The 21,456-nt window shown below is 69.7% G+C and carries 16 protein-coding genes; 7 read left to right on the top strand and 9 right to left on the bottom strand.

Annotated elements, in window-relative coordinates; genetic code table 11:
• Window position 1 precedes the first annotated feature (1 nt).
• Window positions 2-2,140, bottom strand: a complete 2,139-nt coding sequence (locus SNE35_RS27995; RefSeq protein ID WP_320426346.1) for a prolyl oligopeptidase family serine peptidase — start codon at window positions 2,138-2,140, stop codon at window positions 2-4.
• Entirely contained in the window at window positions 2,137-3,126 is a 990-nt protein-coding gene (locus tag SNE35_RS27990) for an alpha/beta hydrolase (protein WP_320426345.1), read from the bottom strand. Before SNE35_RS27990 ends, SNE35_RS27995 begins: the two co-directional genes overlap by 4 nt.
• A gap of 130 nt (window positions 3,127-3,256) precedes the next feature.
• Here SNE35_RS27990 and SNE35_RS27985 point away from each other — a divergent pair, with 130 nt between their 5' ends.
• The 6 genes from SNE35_RS27985 to SNE35_RS27960 all read left to right on the top strand — a co-directional run bounded on the left by SNE35_RS27985 (window position 3,257) and on the right by SNE35_RS27960 (window position 9,751).
• Window positions 3,257-4,018, top strand: coding sequence for an AraC family transcriptional regulator (locus SNE35_RS27985; RefSeq protein ID WP_320426344.1), 762 nt, complete (start codon window positions 3,257-3,259; stop codon window positions 4,016-4,018).
• A 54-nt stretch (window positions 4,019-4,072) separates the two neighbouring features.
• Window positions 4,073-4,705, top strand: a complete 633-nt coding sequence (locus tag SNE35_RS27980; protein WP_320426343.1) for an FMN-binding negative transcriptional regulator — start codon at window positions 4,073-4,075, stop codon at window positions 4,703-4,705.
• 41 nt (window positions 4,706-4,746) lie between these two features.
• A complete protein-coding gene (locus SNE35_RS27975; protein WP_320426342.1) occupies window positions 4,747-6,948 on the top strand; it encodes a TonB-dependent receptor in 2,202 nt (733 codons plus the stop codon).
• A 3-nt stretch (window positions 6,949-6,951) separates the two neighbouring features.
• Complete coding sequence (locus SNE35_RS27970; protein WP_320426341.1) at window positions 6,952-7,995, top strand: histone deacetylase family protein; 1,044 nt, start codon at window positions 6,952-6,954, stop codon at window positions 7,993-7,995.
• Window positions 7,996-8,034: 39 nt separating this feature from the next.
• Window positions 8,035-9,384 carry a methyl-accepting chemotaxis protein gene (locus SNE35_RS27965; protein WP_320426340.1) on the top strand — a complete coding sequence of 450 codons (1,350 nt, stop codon included), beginning with the start codon at window positions 8,035-8,037 and terminating at the stop codon, window positions 9,382-9,384.
• 130 nt (window positions 9,385-9,514) lie between these two features.
• Complete coding sequence (locus SNE35_RS27960) at window positions 9,515-9,751, top strand: hypothetical protein (RefSeq protein ID WP_320426339.1); 237 nt, start codon at window positions 9,515-9,517, stop codon at window positions 9,749-9,751.
• A 42-nt stretch (window positions 9,752-9,793) separates the two neighbouring features.
• Here the strand turns inward: SNE35_RS27960 and SNE35_RS27955 are convergent, their stop codons facing one another.
• Genes SNE35_RS27955 through SNE35_RS27945 form a run of 3 tightly spaced genes read right to left on the bottom strand, consistent with a single transcriptional unit; the run spans window position 9,794 to window position 14,195 of the window.
• Window positions 9,794-11,500 (bottom strand): GGDEF domain-containing protein, encoded by a 1,707-nt coding sequence (locus tag SNE35_RS27955; protein ID WP_320426338.1) that lies wholly within the window; start codon window positions 11,498-11,500, stop codon window positions 9,794-9,796.
• 4 nt (window positions 11,501-11,504) lie between these two features.
• Complete coding sequence (locus tag SNE35_RS27950; RefSeq protein WP_320426337.1) at window positions 11,505-13,751, bottom strand: putative bifunctional diguanylate cyclase/phosphodiesterase; 2,247 nt, start codon at window positions 13,749-13,751, stop codon at window positions 11,505-11,507.
• Between the two features lie 60 nt (window positions 13,752-13,811).
• The gene (locus SNE35_RS27945) at window positions 13,812-14,195 is read right to left on the bottom strand and encodes an Hpt domain-containing protein (RefSeq protein ID WP_320426336.1); all 384 of its coding nucleotides are present in this window, start codon (window positions 14,193-14,195) and stop codon (window positions 13,812-13,814) included.
• Between the two features lie 74 nt (window positions 14,196-14,269).
• Between SNE35_RS27945 and SNE35_RS27940 the strand changes: the two genes are divergently transcribed.
• A complete protein-coding gene (locus tag SNE35_RS27940; RefSeq protein ID WP_320426335.1) occupies window positions 14,270-15,610 on the top strand; it encodes a sensor histidine kinase in 1,341 nt (446 codons plus the stop codon).
• Here the strand turns inward: SNE35_RS27940 and SNE35_RS27935 are convergent.
• Genes SNE35_RS27935 through flgL form a run of 4 tightly spaced genes read right to left on the bottom strand, consistent with a single transcriptional unit; the run spans window position 15,589 to window position 21,456 of the window.
• On the bottom strand, window positions 15,589-16,200 hold the full coding sequence (locus tag SNE35_RS27935; protein ID WP_320426334.1) for an ANTAR domain-containing response regulator: 612 nt from the start codon (window positions 16,198-16,200) through the stop codon (window positions 15,589-15,591). The genes SNE35_RS27940 and SNE35_RS27935 overlap by 22 nt on opposite strands.
• Window positions 16,197-19,100: a PAS domain S-box protein gene (locus SNE35_RS27930; RefSeq protein WP_320426333.1), complete on the bottom strand. Its 2,904-nt coding sequence runs from the start codon at window positions 19,098-19,100 to the stop codon at window positions 16,197-16,199. The genes SNE35_RS27935 and SNE35_RS27930 overlap by 4 nt, the downstream gene beginning before the upstream one ends.
• Window positions 19,058-20,248, bottom strand: coding sequence for an EAL and HDOD domain-containing protein (locus SNE35_RS27925; RefSeq protein WP_320426332.1), 1,191 nt, complete (start codon window positions 20,246-20,248; stop codon window positions 19,058-19,060). The genes SNE35_RS27930 and SNE35_RS27925 overlap by 43 nt, the downstream gene beginning before the upstream one ends.
• On the bottom strand, window positions 20,245-21,456 hold the full coding sequence (flgL, locus tag SNE35_RS27920; protein WP_320426331.1) for a flagellar hook-associated protein FlgL: 1,212 nt from the start codon (window positions 21,454-21,456) through the stop codon (window positions 20,245-20,247). Before flgL ends, SNE35_RS27925 begins: the two co-directional genes overlap by 4 nt.

Raw genomic sequence — 21,456 nt, 5'->3', positions numbered from 1 at the left:
GTCAGCGTTTCAAGCCCAGCTCCTGCTCCAGGAACACCGCCTGGAGCGCCCGGAGCTTGGCCACCGATTCGCGCGAGGCGGCGCCACCGTGGCCGCTGTCGGTGCTTTCATGGAACAGCACCGGCTGGCCCAGTTTGCGCAGGCCCTCGGCGAAGCGGCGGGCGTGGCCCGGGTGGACGCGATCGTCGGAGGAAGAGGTCGTCAGCAGCATCGCCGGGTAGCGCACGCCTTCGCGCAAGTTGTGCAGCGGCGAGTAGGCGGCCAGCGCGGCACGGTCTTCGGGCTGGCGCGGGTCGCCGTACTCATCGATCCAGACCGAGCCGGTGAACAGCTCGTGGTAGCGCAGCATGTCGGTCAGCGGTACGTCGGCGACGATCGCGCGCCAGAGTGCGGGGCGTTCGACGCCCGCGGCGGTGGCGAGCAGGCCGCCGTTGCTGGCGCCGACGAAGGCGAGCCGCTTGGGATCGGCCCAGCCGCTGCGGCCCAGGTCCTCGGCCACGGCGATCAGGTCGTCGATGCCGTGCTGGTGCAGCCGACCCTGCGCGGCCTGGTGCCAGGCCGGGCCGTACTCGCCGCCGCCGCGGATGTTCGCCTGCACGAAGATCGCGCCCTGCCGCAGCATCGGCTCGGCGAGGTCGGTGTGGAACTCGCTGTTCAGGTAGGTCGGCAAGGTGGAGACGCCGAAGCCGCCGTAGGCGCTGAGCAGTGCCGCCGCGCTACCGTCGGCCTTCAGTGTGCGCGGGCGGACGATGTAGTAGGGCACGCGCGTGCCGTCACGGCTGGTGGCGAAGCGCTGCTCGGTGACGAAGGGGCGAGCGTCGAAGGCGGCGCGGCCCTGGGCGATGACTTCCGTCTTGCCGTTGCGCACGCTGCTCTGCGGCGGCTGCAGCAGCGTCTCGGTTTTGACCAACACGGCCGAAGGCGCAGCCTCGCCGGTCAGCAGCCGCACGGCCGCGTGCGCGGGCAGCGGCTGCTGTTCGCGCTGCCAGCCCTCGGCCGTCCGCCAGGTGCGGAAGAGCTTGCCGCTGACGTCGTCCATCACGCCGAACCACAGCCCGTCCTCGGCCACGGCGAGGTGGAACACCGGATCGACGGCCTGCCGAGGCGTCGGCACGAAGACGGGCTCGATCGGATCGTCCTTGCCCGGCAGCGGTAGCGCGAGCAGGCTGCCGGCAGGCAAGTCCTGACCCTTCAGGCTGAACGGCTGGGCGGTCATCGCGATCAGGCGATCGTTGACGATGCCGGTGAGGCCGCGGTAGCGCACCAGGTCGACCGGCGGCGTCCAGCGTTCGGACGGCGCGCCGCCGGGCTCCGTGTGCAGCCACCACCAGCTCGGCGCGCCAGCGGCCTGGTGCCAGACCTCGGCAGCGAAGAAGCCGTGGGTTCCAGCGCGGAAGTTGTGCGGGATGTAGAGCACCGCGTCGTCCGGCGCCTCGAAGATCAGGCGCGCCTCGGCCAGCGGCGTGCCGCGCGTCCAGACCCGCGCCTGCCGCGCATAGCCGGCCTTCGTCAGGCTGCCGGGCCCGAAGTCGCTGGCGATCAGCAAGGTGTCCCGGTCGATCCAGCTGGCGTAGCTGCGGGCCGGCGTGTCGATGCGGAAGCCGCCGTCCTTAGCGTCGATGAAGCGGCCACTGCGCAGATCGATCTCGCGCGCGACGGTGCGGTCGCCGCCGTCCGGCGACAGGTTGACGATGCAGCGCGGGCCGATCGTCGTGTCGCAACTGGGGTTCTTCCACCACAGCGGGAATTTCCAGCGCATGCCTTCCTTGCGCGCCAGGGCGTCCAGGTCCAGCACCGTGTGCCAGCCGCTGCCGATCAGAGCCTTGGCCGAGGCACTGGCGGCCTTCACCTGCCACTGGCCGAGCGGCGCCTTCGGGCTGGAGCGCAGGCGGTGCACCAGGCCGCCGTCGAGATAGTCCTCGCTGTGCGAGGCGCCGCCCTGGGCGAGGAAGCGCCGGGTCTCGATGGTGAAGCGAGGGTCGCGCTCCAGGCGCCGCTCAGTCTCGGCGTTACGCGCGTGGACCCAGGCCTGCGTCTCGGCGCTGGTGCTGTTCTCCAGCCAGAGGTCGGGCGAGGCCTCGTCTGCAGCCGCGATGCCTGCGGTTATCGCCAGCAAGGCAGTGACGAAGAAGCGCTTCATGCTGCATCTCCTTCGCGCAGCCATGCGCAGCATTGCGTGAAGGCCTCGTCGGCCGTCGGCGAGAAGGACACCGCTTCGAGAAAGCTGTGCGGCGCGCCCGCGTGGCGCTGCAACGCATGCGGCACGCCAGCGCCCCCCAGCTTCGCGGCGAGTGCGAGGCTGCTGTCGCGCAGCACGTCGCATTCGGGCACGACGAGGCAGGTGCGCGGCAGGCCGCGCAGATCGGCCTTCAGCGGCATCGCGCGCGGGGAGTCGCGGTCGCCGTCAGGGCCGAGGTAGTCGTTCCAGAAGCCGCGCATCTCCTCGCGTTCGAGCGTGAAGCGCGGGCCGTCGAAGCGAGTGGACGAATCGGTGCTGTCGTCGTCGCTGAAGCAGCCGTAGTGCAGCAGCAGTGCGTCCGGCGCGAGGCCCTGCGAGCGCAGGTCCAGCGCGGTGGCGAGCGCCAGGTTGGCGCCGGCCGAGTCGCCGCCCAGCGCGATCCGCGTGGCGTCGATGCCCAGCACGGCCGCTTGCTCCCGGGCCCATCGCCACGCGGCGCCTGCCTGCTCCAGCGCGACCGGGAAGCGCGCCTCCGGCGCCCGCGCGTAGTCGACGCCGATGACGATGCGGCCGGCCCGCGCGGCGATCTCGCGCATCAGCCGGTCGTGCGAATCGATGCTGAAGAAGACCCAGCCGCCGCCGTGCAGGTAGACCAGCGCCGGCAGGTTCGCGGCGTCGCTCGGGCGATGGACGCGCAGCCGCAGCGGGCCGTGCGCTGCATGGGCCGGCACGTCGATCGAGCGTTCGTCACTGCGCACCATTCGCGGGCCGCCCTGCGCCAAAGGCGCGCGCACCGCCTCGGTGATGCGCCGCACCCCGGCCAGGTCGACGCTGGCCAGCGGCGGATGCGCCGCATAGCCGGCGGCCAGTGTCTGCGCGAAGCGGCGCATGTCGGGCCGCAACTCGTCGTCGTCGGGGTAGTGTGGGGCAGAGGCTTCTTGGATCATGAGCCGAGCTTAGGGCGGCGCCGTGGCCGCCGCTGTTCGCGGCGGGTCGGCGACTGTCGCGCGCGGGCCGGGCACAACATCAGGCATTTCCGGCTTGTAAAGCGCGCATCAATCTTGCAGAGTCATGCGCATGTTGCACAGCCACGATCTCCTCGGAGTGCCGCGTCCGGTCTGGACGCTGGCCGATGAATACCCGGCCCGCTTCGTCGACCCGCGCCATTGCCACGGCCGCGCGCAACTGCTCTATGCGGCGCAGGGCGTGATGTCCATCGTGACCGACGACGCCAGCTTCGTGATCCCGCCGCAGCGCGCGATCTGGATGCCGGCGGGCGTGTTCCATGAGGTGACCTGCCGCAGCGCGGTGTCGGTCCGCACGCTGTACGTGGAGGCCGGGAGCGAGCTGCCGCACGACTGCCGCGTGATCGAGGTGTCGCCGCTGCTGCGCGCGCTGATCCTGGAGGCGATGACCTTGCCGCGCGAGTACGACCCCGCCGGCCGCGACGGCCGCATCGTGCAGCTGATCATCGACAGCATCGCCGCGCCGGCCTCGGCCAGCCTGGCCGCGCCGATGCCGCGCGACAAGCGCCTGCTGCCGATCTGCCAGGCGCTGATCGAGGACCCGACCCGCGCCGATTCGATCGACGACTGGGCGGCCGAGGCCTGCATGAGCCGCCGCACCTTCACCCGCAGCTTCCGCGAAGAGACCGGCATGAGCCTGGCCGAATGGCGCCAGCACGTGCGCCTGCTGGAAGCCTTGGCCCGCCTGGCCTGCGGCCAGCCGGTGACGACGATCGCCTTCGACGTCGGTTACGAGAGCCCCAGCGCCTTCACCGCCGCGTTCCAGCGCGCCTTCGGCGTGCCGCCGAGCCGGTACATGGCCCAGCGCAGCTAGTGCGAGGCCCGCGCTCGCGGGCCGGCCGGGGAGGGTGGCCCTAGCCTTCAGGGCATGGACCTAACTTCAAAATTCGACGCACAGAGCGACCACGATCTGACCGACCTTGTCGCCGGCCATCCGCTCGCGTGGCTGTGCAGCATGAGCGCGTCCAGTGGACTGCAGGCAACGCCGCTGCCGCTGCTGCTGAAGCACGACGAGGCCGGCCGGCTGGTCGCCGTCGAAGGCCACTTCGCGCGGGGCAATACGCAGGTCGAGGCGCTGCGCCGCAACCCGGAGGCGCTGGTGCTGTGGATGGGCGTGCAGGGCTATGTCTCGCCGTCGTGGCTCACCGATCGCACGCAGGCGCCGAGCTGGAACTACGCCAGCGCGCAGTGCCGCGTGCGCGTGCGCTTCCTCGATGACGACGAAGCCGCGCTGAGCGCTCATCTCGACGAACTGGCCCGCCGCTTCGAGGCCGGCCGGCCCGGCGCCTGGAGCGTCGCCGAAATGGGCGCGCGGCTGCAATTGCTGGCGCAGCGGGTGATCGCCTTCCGCGCCGAGGTCGTCGAGCTGCGCGAACGCTACAAGCTCGGCCAGGACGAGCGCGACGACGTCTTCGGCGAGCTGCTCGCCGGCCTCGATGGCTCCGATGGCGGCGACCCGCTGGCCGGCTGGATGCGCCGCTTCAATCCCGGCCGCGGCTGACGAATCCTCCCCCTTCATTCCAACCCTGAGATCGCATCGCCATGATGATGAAGCCCCATACCGTTGCCGCCGCCTGCCTGATGCTGGCCGCCGCGCTGGCCGCCCAGGCTGAAGAAGCCGCCTCGACGCTGGACAATGTCACCGTGATCGGCAAGCGCGCCCGCCAGGCGCGCGACATCGCCGGCGGCGTGTCGGCCGTCAGCGACGAGCAGCTGGAAGCGGCTGGCGCGCAGGACCTGGCCGACTACATTCAGCGCGAGCCGGGCGTGGTGTTCAACAGCTACCAGCCGGGCGTGTCGAACGTGGTGGTGCGCGGCATCGCCACCAGCTCGGGCAATGTGCAGGGCCAGCCGACGACCGGCTACTTCCTCAACGAGATCCCGCTGACCGAGCCGGGCTGGACCATCGTCATCCCCGACATCGACACCTTCGACCTCGCTCGGGTCGAGGTGCTGCGCGGACCTCAAGGCACCTTGTTCGGATCCGGCTCGATGGGCGGCGCGATCCAGTACATCGCCAACGTCGCCGACCCGCGCGGCTTCGATGCCGCGGCCGAGACGACGATCAGCAGCACCAAGAATGCGGACCTGGCCTACACGGCCAAGGCGATGGTCAACGTGCCGATCAAGGAGAACGTGCTGGCCGTGCGCGCGGTGGCCGAGTACCGCAAGGATCCGGGCTGGCTCGACAACGTCGGCACCGGGGAGAAGGGCTCCAACACGACGACGCTGACGGGCGGCCGCTTCTCGGCCGTGCTCACGCCCTCGCGCGACACCACCTTCACCTGGCTGAGCCTGGTGCAGAAGACCGACTCGAAGGACAACGCCTACAGAATGCCGGCGGTGGGCGACCTGCAGCGCGACACGACCATCGCCGAGCCGACCGACACGCGGGTCAGCGTCCACAGCCTGCGCATGGACCAGGATCTCGGCGGCGCCAAGTTCACCGCGTTGGCGGCGACGCAGCAGAAGAAGCAGGGCTGGGTGTTCGACTTCACGCCGGTGCGCGGCGCCTACAACTCCGACCTGCAGCTGGACCTGACGAACCCGCTCTACATCGCCGACGGTGGCAAGAGCCGCAGCAACAGCCTGGAGCTGCGCCTGGCCTCGGCCAGCGGCGGCGCGCTGGAATGGCTCATCGGCGCGATGGCCTTCGACACGAAGAAGGACCTGTACGAACAGCTCGGCTCACAAGGCGCCGACGCGGCCTTCGATGCCTCGCCGCTGTACGGCGCCGGCAGCGGCGCGGTGATCGCGCCGGACGGCTCGGTCTTCAACGCCTTCTACACGAAGGTGAAGGGCCGCGAGTCGGCACTGTTCGGCGAAGCGACCTACGCGCTCTCGCCGCAGTGGAAGCTGACGGCCGGCGGCCGCTTCTTCCGCACGAAGGTGGACATGACCTCCACGCAGGTCGGCTTCTCGACCTACCCGGGCGCGCCGATCGTGACGCCGTCCACCGTCAGCGAACACGGCTTCAACCCGAAGCTGTCGCTGGCCTGGAGCGCGAGCCCCGACCTGATGGTCTACGCGCTGGCCTCCGAAGGCTTCCGCTTCGGCACGCCGAACACGCCGGGCCTGTCCACCTATCCGATCCCGGCCGGCTCCAAGAGCGACAGCCTGCGCAACTACGAGCTGGGCATGCGCTCGCGCTGGGCTGACGGCAAGGTGCTGCTGGACGCCACCTTGTTCCGCATCGACTGGAGCGACATCCAGCTGCGCCTGCAGACGCCGGACTTCTTCGCCTACGCGGCCAACGGCGGTAAGGCGCGCAGTACGGGCCTGGAAGTGTCCTTCCAGTTCAAGCCGAATGCGGCGCTGGACTGGAGCACCTCGCTGACCTGGCAGCACGCCCGCCTCGAGGAAGACCTGCTGATCCTCTACTACGGCACGGCGCCCAAGGGCTCGCAGTTGCCAGGCACGGCCGACTGGTCGATCAACAACCGCATCAGCTACGAGTTCGGCGGCGCCTACCGGCCGACCTTGAGCCTGTCGCACCAGTTCCTGTCGAGCGGCATCAGCGACCTGAACTCGGCCGTGCCCGGTGCGGTGCCAAACAAGCAGGGCAACTACAACCTGTTCGACGCCCGCTATCGGATGAGCTTCGACAAGACCGACCTGACGCTGTTCTGCAGCAACCTCACCGACAAGCGCGGTGTGACGCGCACGGTGGCCGAAGCGAATGGCACCGGCGAAGGCCTGGTCCGCCCGCGCACATTCGGAGTGACCGCGCACTGGCAATATTGAGGGATGCTGATCTTCCATAACCCTCAACATCAGCGGCATGCCGGCCGCCAGGAAATGTTCCGCGGCCGCCTCGTCGACTGCCACGAAGTGCCGGCGCGGCAGGAGCACGTGTTCGAGGCACTGAAGCGCCGCGGCATCGGCACGCTGCAGGAACCCGGCGCGCCGGACATGGCGCTGCTGCGGCGCATCCACGCGCCGCATTACCTCGACTTCCTGGCCCGCGCCTGGGACGACTGGATCGCGCTGGACCCGGCCAACGAGGCGGTGGATGTGCTGCCCTCGGTCTGGCCGGGCAAGGGCCTGCGCTACGACGTCGAGCCGCTGAACTTCTCCGCGCAGGTGGGCCGCTATGCCTTCGATGCCGGCACGCCGCTGACGGCCGGCACCTGGGCCGCCGCGCTGGCCGGCGCCGCCTGCGCGACCGACGCGGCGCGGGCCGTGGCGAGCGGCGAGGCGAGATCGGCGATGGCGCTGACGCGCCCACCCGGCCACCACGCCGGCGCCGATTTCTACGGCGGCTACTGTTTCCTCAACAACTCCGCGCTGGCCGCGCAGGCGCTGCGCGACGCGGGCGCCGCGCGCGTGGCGGTGCTGGACGTGGACTACCACCACGGCAACGGCACGCAGAGCATCTTCTACGAGCGAGGCGATGTGTTCACCGCCTCGCTGCACGGCGACCCGCGCACCGAATATCCGTTCTACCTCGGCTACGCCGACGAACTCGGCAGCGGTGCCGGCCTCGGCGCCAACCTGAACCTGCCGCTGCCCGCGGGCACGGACTTCGACACCTGGCTGCAGGCGCTCGACGAGGCGATCGCCGCGGTGCGCCGGCATGGCGCGGAGGCGCTGGTCGTGGCGCTGGGCGTCGATACCTTCGAGGGCGACCCGATCTCGAAGTTCAAGCTGCGCGCCGAGGACTATCCGCGGGTAGGAGAGCGGATTGCCGGGCTCGGCCTGCCCACGATTTTCGTGATGGAAGGCGGCTATGCGGTCGCCGCGTTGGGCGAAAACGTGGCGGGCGTGCTGGAGGGGTATCTGGCTGGCTAATATCCCCTCCGCACGAAGAGCACGAGGGAGGCAAAGCCGATGTTCGAGTGGAAAAAGAAGAATGACGAGGGCCGTGGAACCGCTCAGGTAACGAGTTACCCGGACGGTGCCGAGCTGCAGGTCGTCAAGCGCCTCTACAAGGCCATCTCCTCGGTCGGCAAGGACGCCGCCGAGGTGCGCGGCGCGCTGGAGGACACGCAACGCGTCGTCGAGGGGCAATCCGCCGCGATGAGCGCGCTCGGCACGCAGTTGCAGCAGGTCAGCGCGGCGCAGGATGCGATCCGCCAGGCCACGCGACAGACCGGCGATGCCGTGCAGCGGGCCCGCGAGGCGCTGGGCGGTGTCGGCGATGAAGTGGGCGGCATCGTGCAGACCCTGCGCCAGGTCACCGACGCGGCGAGCGACATCACCAAGATCGCGCTGCAGACGCGGCTGGTGGCTTTCAATGCTTCCGTCGAGGCCAAGCGGGCCGGCGAGGCGGGCCGCGGCTTCGGCGTCGTCGCCGACGCGGTGAAGGATCTCGCGGGCCAGGTCGAGCGATCGTCCAAGGCGATCATCGGCGCCATCGCGACCCTGGATGAGCGCGTCGAGCGTTTCAGCCGCGAACTGCGCAGCGATGCGGCCGACCAGCAGAAGCAGAGCGCCATCCACCAGGCCTTCGCCGATGTCGAGGGCGACGTGCGGGCCATTGCCCATTCCGCCGACCAGAGCGGCAGCACGGTGCTGGCCCTGAACGAACGTGCCGGTGCGCTGGAGCGCGAGGTGCAGCACGCGATGCGCGGCCTGGGCACCGCCTTCGCCTGCAGCGACCGCTTCTTGCGGCTTTCGGAAGAGCTGATCGAACAGATCGCCGAGACGGGACTGGACATCGAGGACTCGCCCTACATCCGCGGCGCCCAGGAGGCCGCCGCCGAGATCGCCGCGCTGCTGGAGCAGGCGCTCGCCACCGGCAAGATCGACACCGCGCGGCTGTTCGACGAGCACTACCGTCCGGTCGAGGGCACGAGCCCCGCGCAGCACCTGAGCGCCTTCTCACCGCTGGCCGAGCAACTGTTCCCGCAGGTGCAGGAGCGGCTGCTGCAGCTCAGCGACAAGGTCGTGTTCTGCATCGCCGTCGACCGCAATGGATACGTGGCCATGCACAACCGCAAGTACAGCCAGCTGCAGCGCTCAGGTGACGTCGTCTGGAACACCGCCAACAGCCGCTGGCGCCGCATCTTCAACGACCGCACGGGCCTCGCCTCGGCGCGCAACCAGCGACCTTTCCTGCTGCAGACCTATCGCCGCGACATGGGTGGCGGCAGGTTCGTGCTGCTGAAGGAAGCCGCCGCGCCGATCGTCGTGCGCGGGCAGCACTGGGGCGGCTTGAGGTTGGCGTTCAATTTCTGAAACCGGCTTGTATACCTGTGCGTAGGACGTATCGGTGTGGTCGCACTGCTGGTCTGCCCCAATGGGGCGTGGGCATGGGTCGCCGCTAGTATTGGGCGCTTTACATTCAGCAACTCAACGAACCGCCGCCATGAAGTTTTCCTGCATTGCCTTGCTCTTGCCGCTGATCGTCGCCGGCTGCGCCTCGACCCAGACCTCGGAGCCCGTCGTGGAAGCCAAGGCCGAGTGCGGGCTGACCTACCGCGTTGGTTCCAACATTCCGAGGAAGGAATGCCTTCCGCCGCAGACACCTGAAGAGCGGCAGCGCATGCAGGAAAATTTGCGCAACGAGATCAAGCTCGATACCGTCAACGAGATCGGCAGGTAAGAAGAACGCCTATGCCAGTGCCGGGTCTCGCCCCGGCGCGCCTCACGGCGCCACGCAAGCCTTGTTCTTCCCCGTGTGCTTGGCCTCGTAGAGCGCCATGTCCGCACGGTCCAGCGCCGCTTCGAGCGTCTCACCGGGGCGGTACAGCGTGACGCCGGCGGAGAAGGTGACGAACACGTCCTTGCCGTCGTGGTTGAACAGGCTCTTCGTCAGTGAGCGCTGCAGGCGCAGCAGCACGGATTGCGCCTCGTCCAGTGGCGTGGCCGGCAGCAGCAGCACAAACTCCTCGCCGCCGTAGCGGGCGACCATGTCGCCCGGCCGCAGCAGCTGCGTGCAGCGTTCGGCCAGCATCTTCAGCGCGACGTCGCCGGCCGCGTGGCCCAGCGTGTCGTTGAGCTTCTTGAAATTGTCGATGTCCAGCAGTGCCAGCGCGATTCGGGTGGCGTCACGGCCGGCCTTGGCCTGTTCGGTCTCGAAGGCGGCGATCAGGCCGCGGCGGTTGGCGATCTGCGTCAGCTGGTCCGTCTGCACCTCGTTGGACAGCTTGCGCAGCTCGTCTTCCAGCCGCGTGACCTTGACGGCGAGCTCGCTGGCGCGGTCGTGCTCCATCGTGAGCCGCTCCTGCGTCTGGTGGACGAGGCTCTGCACGCTGCGGCTTTCCTCGACCATCTCACGCACGGTGCCGGCCAGGCTTTCCAGCGAATCGGCCTTCTCGACCGCCTCGGCATAACGGCCGACGTTGTTCTGGAAGCGGTCGGTGTGCTGGCCCAGCTCGCCCAGCTCGGCCAGCATGCGCTGGATCAGCAGCTTCAGAGATTCGCGCGCGCGGCTGCGCTCGTCGCGCAACTGGCGCTGGCGGGTGCGCGTGCCCAGCAGCATCTCGGAGACGGTGCGCACGCCGCGGCCGCTGAGGCCTTGCGACAGCGTGTCGTTCATCACCGCGGCCTGGCCCTGGGCCCAGGAATCGTCCTCGGCCAGTTCGACGATGCTGGCGCTCAGCTCGCGGCACAGCGTGCCCAGCTCGGCGAACAGGTGCTGGCGATGGTCCAGCAGATGGCGCGCGCGTTGGCACAGCAGCTCCATCTGGGCGGCGCGCTCGGGTGTGGCGCCCTGGCTCAGCAGTTCCCGCTGTGCGGCATCCAGTTCGGCGATCAGGTCTTCGCCGTGGCCGACCGGATTGCGCAGCGCGTGCTGCACCGTCGTGTGCAGGCTGGTCTCGATCTCGGGCCAAGGTGGCTGTTGTGACGACTGTTGCGTCGGCTGCTGCGATGGCTGCAACTGCAGCAGCGGTGCGGGTTCTTCTTCGAGGAAGCGGCTGGCCGGTCCGAACTCCTCGTCCACGAAGAACTGGCTCGGCGTGCCGCCGGGCTCTTCGGTGGTGCCGATCGGGGCGCCGTCGCTGTCCCAACTTGAGACCAGCTGCGAGAGCCGCGCGACCATGCGCTGGATGTCCGAGCGGTTGGCGGCCAGCACGCGGGAGACGCCGTCCTTTTTGCGGGCCAGCGTCCAGGAGCGGCCGCCGCGCTCCAGGCCGCGGACCATCCGTTCGATCACGCGCGACAGTTCCTCGGCCTGGGCCTTGTTGCCGGCAGCGGGGTCAGGCTGGCGCGCCGGGGCGGCATCCTGCCCGCTCTCCAGCGCGTAGGCGCGGGCGTAGTTCTCGGGTGTCGGTTCCTGCTGGGCCTGGGCGAGGCGGCGCAGGGCCTCCTTGGCGATCTGGGCCGGCGTGCGGCGCTGTCCGTCGACCATGGGCTCAGCGCAGGCCGCGTTGCAGGTCGCCGCCGGATCCCTCGCCGCCGAGCATCAGCTCGGCATTGGCCTGGGCGATCCAGGGCGCCTTGCGCGGCAGCACGGTCTGCGCCAGCCACTGCTCCAGGTCATCCGGCATCAGCGGCTTGCTGAACAGGAAGCCCTGCATCAGGCTGCAGCCGAGGCGGTGCAGCACTTCCATCTGGCGCAGCGTCTCCACGCCCTCTGCGATCACGCGCAGGCCCAGCGCGCGAGCCAGCGCGATGATGGCCGTGACGACGGCGGAGCTTTGCGGCGTGATGCCGAGGTCGCGCACGAAGGTGCGGTCGATCTTCACCTCGGAGATCGGCAGCGTCGTCAGGTAGGCCAGCGAAGAGTAGCCGGTGCCGAAGTCGTCGATCGAGATCTCGACGCCGACCTCGTTCAGCCGGTGCAGCGCCGGGATGACGTTCTGCAGGTCCTTCATCAGGTTGTTCTCGGTGATCTCGAGCTGGATTGCGCGGTGCGGCACGCCGTAGGCGCTGACGCACTGGTGGATGTGCTCGACCAGGTCCGAGCGCTCGAACAGCCGGCTCGGCAGGTTCACCGCGATCGAATCGGAGAAGCCGAAATTGAGCTGCCAGACCTTGGCCTGGCGCGCCGATTCCTTCAGTGCCCATTCGGACAGCGGCACGATCAGGCCGGTCTCCTCGGCCAGCGGGATGAAGTCGCCGGGCGGGATCAGGCGGTCGCCGCGCTTCCAGCGCATCAGCGCCTCGGCGCCCACCATGCGGGCGGCGCGCACGTCGATCTTCGGCTGGTAGTGCAGCACGATCTCGCCGCGCTCCAGCGCCTTGTGCAGCGCCGATTCCAGCTCCAGCTTCTCTCGGCCCTGGCCGGCCAGCATCGGCGTGTACAGCGCCGCGCCGTTGCGGCCCTGGGCCTTGACGGCGTACATCGCCACATCGGAATTGCGCAGCAGGTCGGCCATGGTCTCGCCGTCGCGCGGATACAGCGCGATGCCGACGCTGGCGGTGACGAAGCATTCCTGCCCGGCGATGAAGATCGGCTCGCGCATCGCATCGAGCACGCGCTGGGCGACGCGCTCGGCATCGCTCTCGTCGGCCACATCCGGCAGCAGGGCGACGAACTCGTCGCCGCCCAAACGGCCCACGGCCTCCAGCGTGCGGTGCGAGCGGCCACCCACGGCCTCCAGCATGCCTTCCATCACCTGGTCGGAATGGCGGACGCAGCCGCGCAGGCGGCGGCCGACCTCGATCAGCAGCTCGTCGCCGGCGGCATGGCCCAGCGTGTCGTTGATGACCTTGAAGCGGTCCAGGTCGATCAGCAGCAGGCCCACCTCGTGGCCGCCGCGGCGCGCCTGCTCGATCGCCCGCTCGACGCGCCAGATCAGCTGGCGCCGATTGGGCAGGCCGGTCAGCGCGTCGAACAGCGCCAGCTGGCGGATGCTGTCCTCGGCCTGGTGGCGGTCGGTCACGTCCTGCAGCACGCCGGTGTAGCCGCTGGCGCCGCCGTGGTCGTTGAACTCGGGCTCCGCCTCGATGTGGACGACGCGGGAGCGGCCGTCCAGCAAGGTCACGGGCAGGTCGGTGATCAGCACCGAGTTGTGGCCCATCACGTCGCGCAGCAGGCGCAGGAACAGCGTGCGTTCCTCGCGCGGCACCATGCGCATCACGCCGATGAAGTCCAGCCGCTCGGCCGGTCCGCGGCCGAATACGCGCAACGCCTCGGCGGCCAGCACGAAGCCGGTGGTGCCGCGATGCCATTCGAAGCTGCCCATGCGGGCGAGCTTCTGCGCGCGGGCCAGCTTGGCCTTGCTGCGCTCCAGCTCGATGCGGGTGCGCGAACTGCGCAGCAGGTAGCGCAGCCGGCCCGCCAGCAGGCTCCACTGCGGCGACTTGACGAAGAAGTCGGTGGCGCCGACCTGGTAGGCGCGGGTGATCGAGGCTTCGTCGTCCAGGCCGGTCAGCATCAGTACCGGCGTCGACTCGAAGCCGGGCATGTCGCGCAGTCGTGTGCAGGTCTCGAAGCCGTCCAGCTCCGGCATCATCGCGTCCAGCACGATCAGGTCCGGCGAAGCCTGGGCCAGCAGCGACAGGCCTTCGGCGCCGCTGCGCGCCTCGGTCACCTCGAACCCGCGCTCGCGCAGCGCAATGGCGGTCAGCAGCAGGTTCACCTCGTCGTCGTCGACGAGCAGCACCTTGGGCTGGCCGGGCAGATCAGTTTCAAGCAGAGGGCCGACAGCGGTCATTTAGGAGTGTCTCGTCTGGTTCCGTCGTGCCGGCGATGCCTGGTCGTCATCGTCGGTCAGTCAGTTCAGCAGGGCCTTCAGGGCCAGGCGCACTTGGTTGATCTCGGTCAGCATATTGTCCAGCAGAGCATCCAGTCCCTCGGGCTCGCCATTCCGTGCTTTTGTCTCGATTTCGGCACATAAGGAAGCCAGATGGAGGGCGCCAAGGCTGGCGGACGACGACTTCAGCGTGTGACTGACGTGCCGGACGACGTTCAGATTGAGCGCCTCCCCGCTACGCGCCGCGGCCAAATCCGGCAGCATCCGCTCCAATGAGGTCTCATAGGCGGCGACCACGCGAGGTAGCAGCCGCGCGGTGCCGCCGGGATCGAGTTCACGCAGGCGATCCAGCGTGGGCTGGTCGAGCATCGTGGAGCCGGAGGGGGATTCGGACATCGTGGACATGGTTGTTCATCATGCCCGAGGCGGACGGGCGCGCCAAGGATGGATACCTAATGGCCGCTCCTACAATGCCGCGCATGAACAGCAGTCTCAGCGACGCGAGTGGCGGCAGAGCAGGGTGGGGCCGAGGCGCGACCCTGCTGCTGGCGCTGACCCTCGGCGGCTTCGCCGGGCTGGCCGCGATGCTGCTGCTGGCGCTGCCGGACGGCACCGAGAACAACCTCGGCGTGGTGGGGCTAACGGCGATCTTCAGCGGTGTGCTGGTGCTGGGCGTCGGCGGGCTGGGCTGGCACTTCGGCGTGCGGCTGGCACGTCGCCAACTGGGCGAGTCCCTGCGCGATGCGCGCCAGCAGGCCCAACTGCTCACCCAGCTCCAGCCCGATTGGCAATGGGCCACCGACGCCGGCCACCACCTGACCCGCTGGCAGGCGCCGCAGGGCGCGCTGGCCTCCTCATGGGTGGGCAGTGGCGGCGCGGCAGCGGCTACGCAGGCGCCTTGGGACCGTTTCGAGCTGGTTGCGCCCGAGGGCGGTGCCACCTTGCGTGCTCGACTGGAGGCCGGCGTGAGCTTCGGGCCGCTGGCCGTTCGGGCGCGCGACGGCGAACCCTGGCTGCTGCGCGGCATCGCCTGCCTAGACGCCAAGGGCCGCTTCACCGGCTACCAGGGCACGGCACACCGGGTCGAGGTGCCGCCCGCGCCTGAGGCCGCCGACCCATCGGAGCCCCCACCGGCAGCGCTGGCGCTGATCGAGGAGCATGCGGCCTTCAGCTACACCGTCTCGCACGACCTGCGCGCGCCGCTGCGGGTCGTCGAGGGCTTCGCGAAGATCCTCAAGGAAGACTACGGCCGCTCGCTGGACCGCATCGGCAACGATCACCTGGACCGCGTGATGGCCGCCGCCGGCCGCATGAACGGCATGATCGACGCGCTGCTGTCGCTGGCTCAGCTGTCGGCCCGGCCGCTGGCCTGCGAGCCGGTCGAGCTGAGCCAGCTCGCCGGCCTGGTGATCGAGGACCTGCGCCGCGCGACACCCGAGCGGCCCGTGGAGGTGCGGCTGCAGTCACCGCTGCCGGTGCGGGGCGACCCGACCTTGCTGCGCATGCTGCTGGAGAACCTGCTGGGCAACGCCTGGAAGTACACCGGCAAGTGCGCTGCGCCCTGCATCGCGCTCGATGCCCAGGACGACGGCAGCGGCCGCTGCGTCTACTGCGTCAGCGACAACGGCGCCGGCTTCGACATGCGCTTTGCCGACCGCCTGTTCGGCGCCTTCCAGCGCCTGCACAGTGCCAGCGATTTCCAGGGCACCGGCGTCGGCCTGGCCTCGGTGCAGCGTATCGTGCGCCGACACGGCGGTGAGATCTGGGCCGAGGCCGAGGTCGGGCAGGGCGCCCGCTTCTACTTCACATTAGCCGGCTGAGCCAGCAACTCCACCGCTTCCACCAGCCGCAGCGCCTGCTCGGCCAGTTCGCGGTTCTCCGCCTCGCTGAGCTTCTTCAACCGCTCCAGTGCGGCGCCGCGCGATAGCGAATAGCGATGCATCAGCACGCCGACGGCGATCGCGACGACCTGTTGGTCGAGCACCGGTGACGGCGCGGTCGCCACGGTCGGAGCCAGCGGCACCGGGGTCAGATCTTGCGGCTGCGGACGGTGCGCGAACGCGGCCTCGACGGCCGGAACGATCTGCTGCATGTCCAGCGGCTTGACGAGGTAGGCCAGTGCGCCGAGCGCCCGGACCTTGGCGATCGTCTCGTCGTCGGAGAAGGCCGAGAGGAACAGGAAGGGCACGCGCAGGTGGTCGCGCAGGTAGGCGGCGACATCGAAGCCCGACAGGCCTTCCATCCGGATGTCCAGTAGCGCCAGCTCGGGCCGGTGCTCGCGGGCCAGCAGGATCGCGTCGTCGCCGTTGTCGGCATCCAGCACGTCGTAACCGGCCTGCGCCAGGCCGTAGGCCAAGGTCGCGAGCACCAGCCGGTCGTCGTCGACGACGAGGATCTTTCCCTTGTTCATGGCTCGGATTGTGTACTTTGCAGCGAAACGCTGGGCGGCCACAGTTCCACCCGGCACAGCACGCGGTCGCCCTGCTGGGTCAGGTCCAGCAGCGCGCTGCGCCGCGGCAGCAGCGCGCGCACCAGGCCCAGGCCGCTCACGCCGCCGGCCAGCGCGTTGACGTCGAAGCCCGGCGGCAGGCGGCCAGGGTTGTCGATCTCGACGGCGACGCTGTCCTGGTGGCAGATCAGCGAGCAGTTGACCTGGCTGTCGATCGCGCTGTGCTTGATCGCATTGGTCAGCAGTTCGTTGAGGGTCAGGGCGATCGGGATCGATTCGGCCTCGGGCAGCACCCACTGCAGCGATTGCGCGGCGGTCTCGCCATTGATGTGGGTCAGGATGCGCCGGCCGGACATGCGCTGCACCGAGCCGACGATGGCTTCCATCACCCGGTGGATGCGCAGCAGGCCCTGGGCGCCGACCTGCAGGCCGTAGACCTGCGCGATGGCGTTCACCTGGCCGACCGCCTCGCTGATCACGCCGGCCACCTCGGGCCGCCGCGTGGCGATCTGCTGCAGCAGGCCCGCCACGCCCTGCAGATTGTTCTTGATCCGGTGGTGAACCTCGCGCACCAGCAGTTCGCGCTGCGAGATCGCCGCCTCCAGCCGTGCCTCTTCGGCAGCGCGGTGCTCGGTGACGTCGCTGGCCACCAGCAGCAGTTGTTCGGGCGCCGAGGCGCCGCTGCCGCCGGCCAGCCGCAGGAAGCGGGCGTCCCAGACGCGCTGCGAGCCGTCCTCGCTCTCCAGCCGGTACTCGCGCTGCGTGATGACGGCCTCGGGCTCGGCCAGCGCGGCGCGCATGTCCTCGCGCAGTTGGCCGCCCTGCGCGTGCAGCGCGGCCGCGCCCGGGTTGGCCTGCACCAGGGCCAGCGTCTTGGCGTCGTGCAGGCTGATGGCCAGCGGCGCGGCCTCGATGATGCGGCGCAGCGAGGCCTGGGCCTGTACCGATTGAGCCTCGGCCTGGCGGCGCCGTTCGATGTCCAGCAGCGCATAGGTCAGTTGCCTCCCGCTCGGCGCGACGCCGGTGACGACCGCATTGCCGACGACCCAGAACTCGCGCCCGTCGCGCGCCTTCAGCCGGCACTCGAAGGTCTCGGCTTCCGCCTCGTTCAGCTCGTCGAGGTAGTGGGTCTGGCGCAGCGGATGGTCGGGGTCGTCGGTGGCGACGATGGCCATGTCCTTGCCGACGAACTCGCTCAGGTCGCCGCCGAACATGCGCCGCGCCGAGCGGTTCATCCACTCGATGCCGCCACGGCCCACGGTGACGATGCCGACCAGCACCGAATCGAGCACCGCGCGCTCGCGCTCGGTCTGCAGCATCAGCGACTGCTGGGCGCGCCAGCGGTCGTCCACGTTGACGTAGGTGGCGATCTCGCCGCCGTCCGGCTCGCCGGGGCGCATCGCGCGCTGGCTGACCTGCATCCACAGGCCTGTGCCGTCGCGCCGGCGCACGCGGCGCTCGCCGTACCACTGACCGCTGGTGCGCAGCGCCTGCTGCACCTGGTCCTGCTGGTGGCGGTACTCATCCACGCTGTCGAACAGCGCGTGGTGCGGCAGGCCGTCCAGTTCGTGGATGCGGTAGCCGGTCAGCTCCGCCAGCGCGTCGTTGGCGCGGGCGATGCGGCCGCCGCGCAGGATCGCAATACCGACGTCCGAGAGGCTGAACATCAGCTCGCGGTCCTGCACCAGCGATTCCAGCTCCGCCTGCTGAGCCTTGAGCCGGCTGATATCGCTGATGACGGCCACGGTCTCCTCGGCGCCGGCGGATTCCACGCGGCGCAGGGTCAGCGCGAGCCAGCGCGATTCGGCCTCCGCGACCTGTTGTTCAAACTCCGCCTCGAAGCTGCCGGCCAGGTGCGGCAGCACCTGTTGGACCTGGGCGGCGAGCGCGGGCTGAGCCTTCAGCAGCGCGGACACCGGCGTGCCGAAGGGCACGCCCGGCGACAGGCCCAGCAGCGACTCGAAGGCGGCGTTGCAGCGCACCAAGGTGCCGCCGCGCAGGTAGGCCAGGCCCAGACCCGCGCCGTCCATGATCGTCGTCAGCTCGTGCAGCAGCAGCTCGCTACGCTTCTCGGCCTGCTGCTGGGCGGTGACGTCCAGGGTGACGACCGAGGTCGTGCGCTGGCCCGAGGCGAGCTGGCCGGGTTCCACCCGGGTCAGCAGCCAGCGGCGGCCCAGCTCCGGATGGCGCACCGCGTAGCGCACCTCGATGCGGTCACCGTTCTTCAGCGCCTGCTGCAGGCGCTCGAACTCGGCCATCGAGCCCGGCTCGACGATGTCGCGGCCCACGCCCTGCAGGCTGGCCAGCGCGCTGCCCTTGCCCTTGGCGGTGGTGCTGCGGGCTGGCGCGCGCGGCTTCAGCCAGCCCGCGTCCTGCTGGAAGGTGGCCAGGCCAACGCCGGCGGTGTCCATCAGCGCGTCCAACTGCTGATGCGCCAGGTCACGCTCCTGCTCGGCGCTGAGGTCTTCCAGCACGGCCATCACGCGCCGGCCCGGCAGCGCGCGCAGCCGGCCCTGCAGCCAGCGGGTGCGGCCGGAGGCGTCGATCAGCTTGGCCTGGGTGTGCAGCGGCTCGGGGCTCTGTCCGGCGGACGGGCGCAGCGCCTCGACCGGGCGACCGTCTTCCCAGCCCAGCAGCGCCTGCAGGCCAGGGCCGGCGTCCGGCAGCCGGGCGACCGCGCCGCACAGCGCTGTGAAAGCGGCATTGCGCCGCTGCAGCTTGCCGGCGCCGTCGAACAGCACCATCGGCAGCGGGCTCAGCTCCAGCCACAGGCGGAGTTCCTGCTCCGCGGTGCTGCCCGAAGTACTGCCCGCGGGGTTCACTCGAGTTGAGCCGCCTTCGCCAGCGCCCGCAGCACGCATTGGTTGATCTCCTCGGCGCCGAGCATCAGTTGCTCGGCCGAGCTGCGATAGTCCCAGACGGACTCGTTTTCGATCGCGCGCACCAGCTCCAGGTAGGGTTGGTAGGGGCCGACGCCATCGACCAGCGCCTGGCGCACGCGCTCGGGCACGGGGATGGATTCCAGCAGCCGGGCGAAGGGCTGCTTGATCATGTGGTCCAGCAGCGAGAACAGGCCGCAGACGAACATCTCGTCTCTCATCTCGGCGTCGTCCATGCCGTGGGCGAGCTCTTCCATCAGCAGGCCGCGGCGCAGCGCGCCGTGCATGATGGGACGCATCGCGTGGTCCTTGCTGGCGGTGATCAGCAGCAGGGCCAGCCAGCGCTTCAGGCGCGAGTAGCCCAGCAGCATGATCGCGTGGCGGAAGGAGCTCACCTCCACCGTCAGGCCGAAGGCGGCCGAATTCATGTAGCGCAGCAGCTTGAAGGCCAGGCTCGGATCGCGCTTGAGCGTCTGCTCCAGCCGCTCGATGTCCTCGCCCTGTTCGACGCGCGACATCAGCTCGACGATCACCTGCAGGTCGGTCTGCAGGTCCGGCTTCGGCGCGTTGGCCGGGGCCTCGTAGCCGCCCGCGAAGGGCCAGCCGAGCACGCCCGCAGCACCGCGCTGGAAGGCTGCGTCCACGTCGGCGGCACCGCGCAGGCCGGAGATCAGCTTGGGCAGGGCGATGCCGTTGCCGCCGCGGGCCTCGTCATCGGCGTCCAGCACCGCGGACTTGAAGCAGCCCAGCAGCTCGGCCGGCACCGGCGCGCTGGGCACGCCCTTGAGCAGCAGCGCATTGCCGTTCTTCTTCAGCGCGAGCAGGGCCGGCGCAAGCTCGGCCTTGCCGGTCATGAAGGCCGGCAGTTCGATGGACAGGTTGGACGAGGGCGCCGACTGCAACAGGCCTTCGAGCAGGCCTTCGCTGGCGATGTTGAGGATGGCCTGGTTTGTGGAGCCGGAGCCGCCGGCGGGCCAGATGTCCGACACCGCGGTCAGCAGGTCGACGGCTTCGAGCTTGGCATCCGGGCGCAACGGGATGACGGTGAGCCGGGTGGCGGTGACCTGACGCTGGCGGTCGATCAGTGGTGCGTAACCCAGCGCGACGGCGCCCAGGATCGGTGAGTTCATGAGGGCGATAGGTACTGAAACAGGGACATCCTCTGCACCATCGCATAGGTCTGCAATGCTGCCTGGTAGCCCGATTGCTGATTCTGGAAGTTGGAGATGCCCTGGACCATGTCCAGGTCTTCGGCATTGCTCTGCGTCGTCTGGCTGTTCAACTTCTGGGTCGCCATACGCTGCTCGGTGCCGTCGAGATTATTCATCGTTTCTCCGACCTGACTCCGGACATTTTGCAGGTTGCCCATCACGGCGTCGAGGTCGCGCAGGTTGCTGGAGTTGGCCTGGGCGATCTGCGCGCCGCTGCGCAGCGGCGTGTTCAGCGCGGCGATGGCGTTGTCCAGCACGTCGAAGACCTTCAGCGTGTTGGTGGAGGGGGCGACGCTGAACTGGTCGCCGTCCACCGGGCCGCCGGCGATCGTCAGCGACATGCCCTCGAACTGGATCGCCTTGCCGGGGCTGAAGACATCGCTGCTGGAGGTGCCGGTGTCGCTGTTCGAGATCGTGTAGGTCTGCGAGGGCGCGGTGCCGGCGATCTGGATCACGTAGTTGCCGCCGGTGATCTGCGCCGGATCGGTGACGGTGCCGGAATCGATCCAGCCGCCCGCCGCGGCGCCGGTGTTGACGTTGGGCAGGGTGCCGGTGACGAAGGTGCCGTTGCCGCTGCGGGCCTGCTCGAAGGCAGCGCCGCCGTCGATGCTGAGCTGGAAATTGTCGCTGTTGCCGGTCTGCAGCACGCCGGGCGTGCCCTTGAAGACGACGCCGCCGTTCTGGTCCAGGAAGGGCGCGCCGCCGCTGCCCTGGCCGCCGAAGATGTAGCCGTTGGCGCCGTCGCCGCGGTTGGCGATGGCGAGCAGTTGCTGGCGCAGGCCGGAGATCTTGTTGGCCAGGCCGGCGCGCTCGGCGTCGCTGTAGCTGGCGTTGCCGGCCTCGACCAGCGCCTCGCGCACCTGCTGCAGCAGCTCGATGCCGTCGCCCAGCGCCGATTCGCCCAGGGTCATCGCATTGCGGCTCGCGTCCAGCGCGCGCTGGTTGGCGTCGATGCGGCCGGTCTGCGCGTAGGCGCGCTCGCCGATGCCGGCGGCGGTCGGGTCGTCGCTGCCCCAGGCCACGCGCTTGCCGGTCGTGAGCTGCTGCTGGCTGTTCTGCATCTGCTGCTGGCGCTTCTGCAGCGCCGCGATCGTTACCTCGTAGGTATTGGCAGTCGATACGCGCAT

The organism is Roseateles agri, from assembly GCF_034043675.1.
Lineage (GTDB): Bacteria > Pseudomonadota > Gammaproteobacteria > Burkholderiales > Burkholderiaceae_C > KK5.
This window is presented reverse-complemented; position numbering and strand designations above follow the sequence as displayed.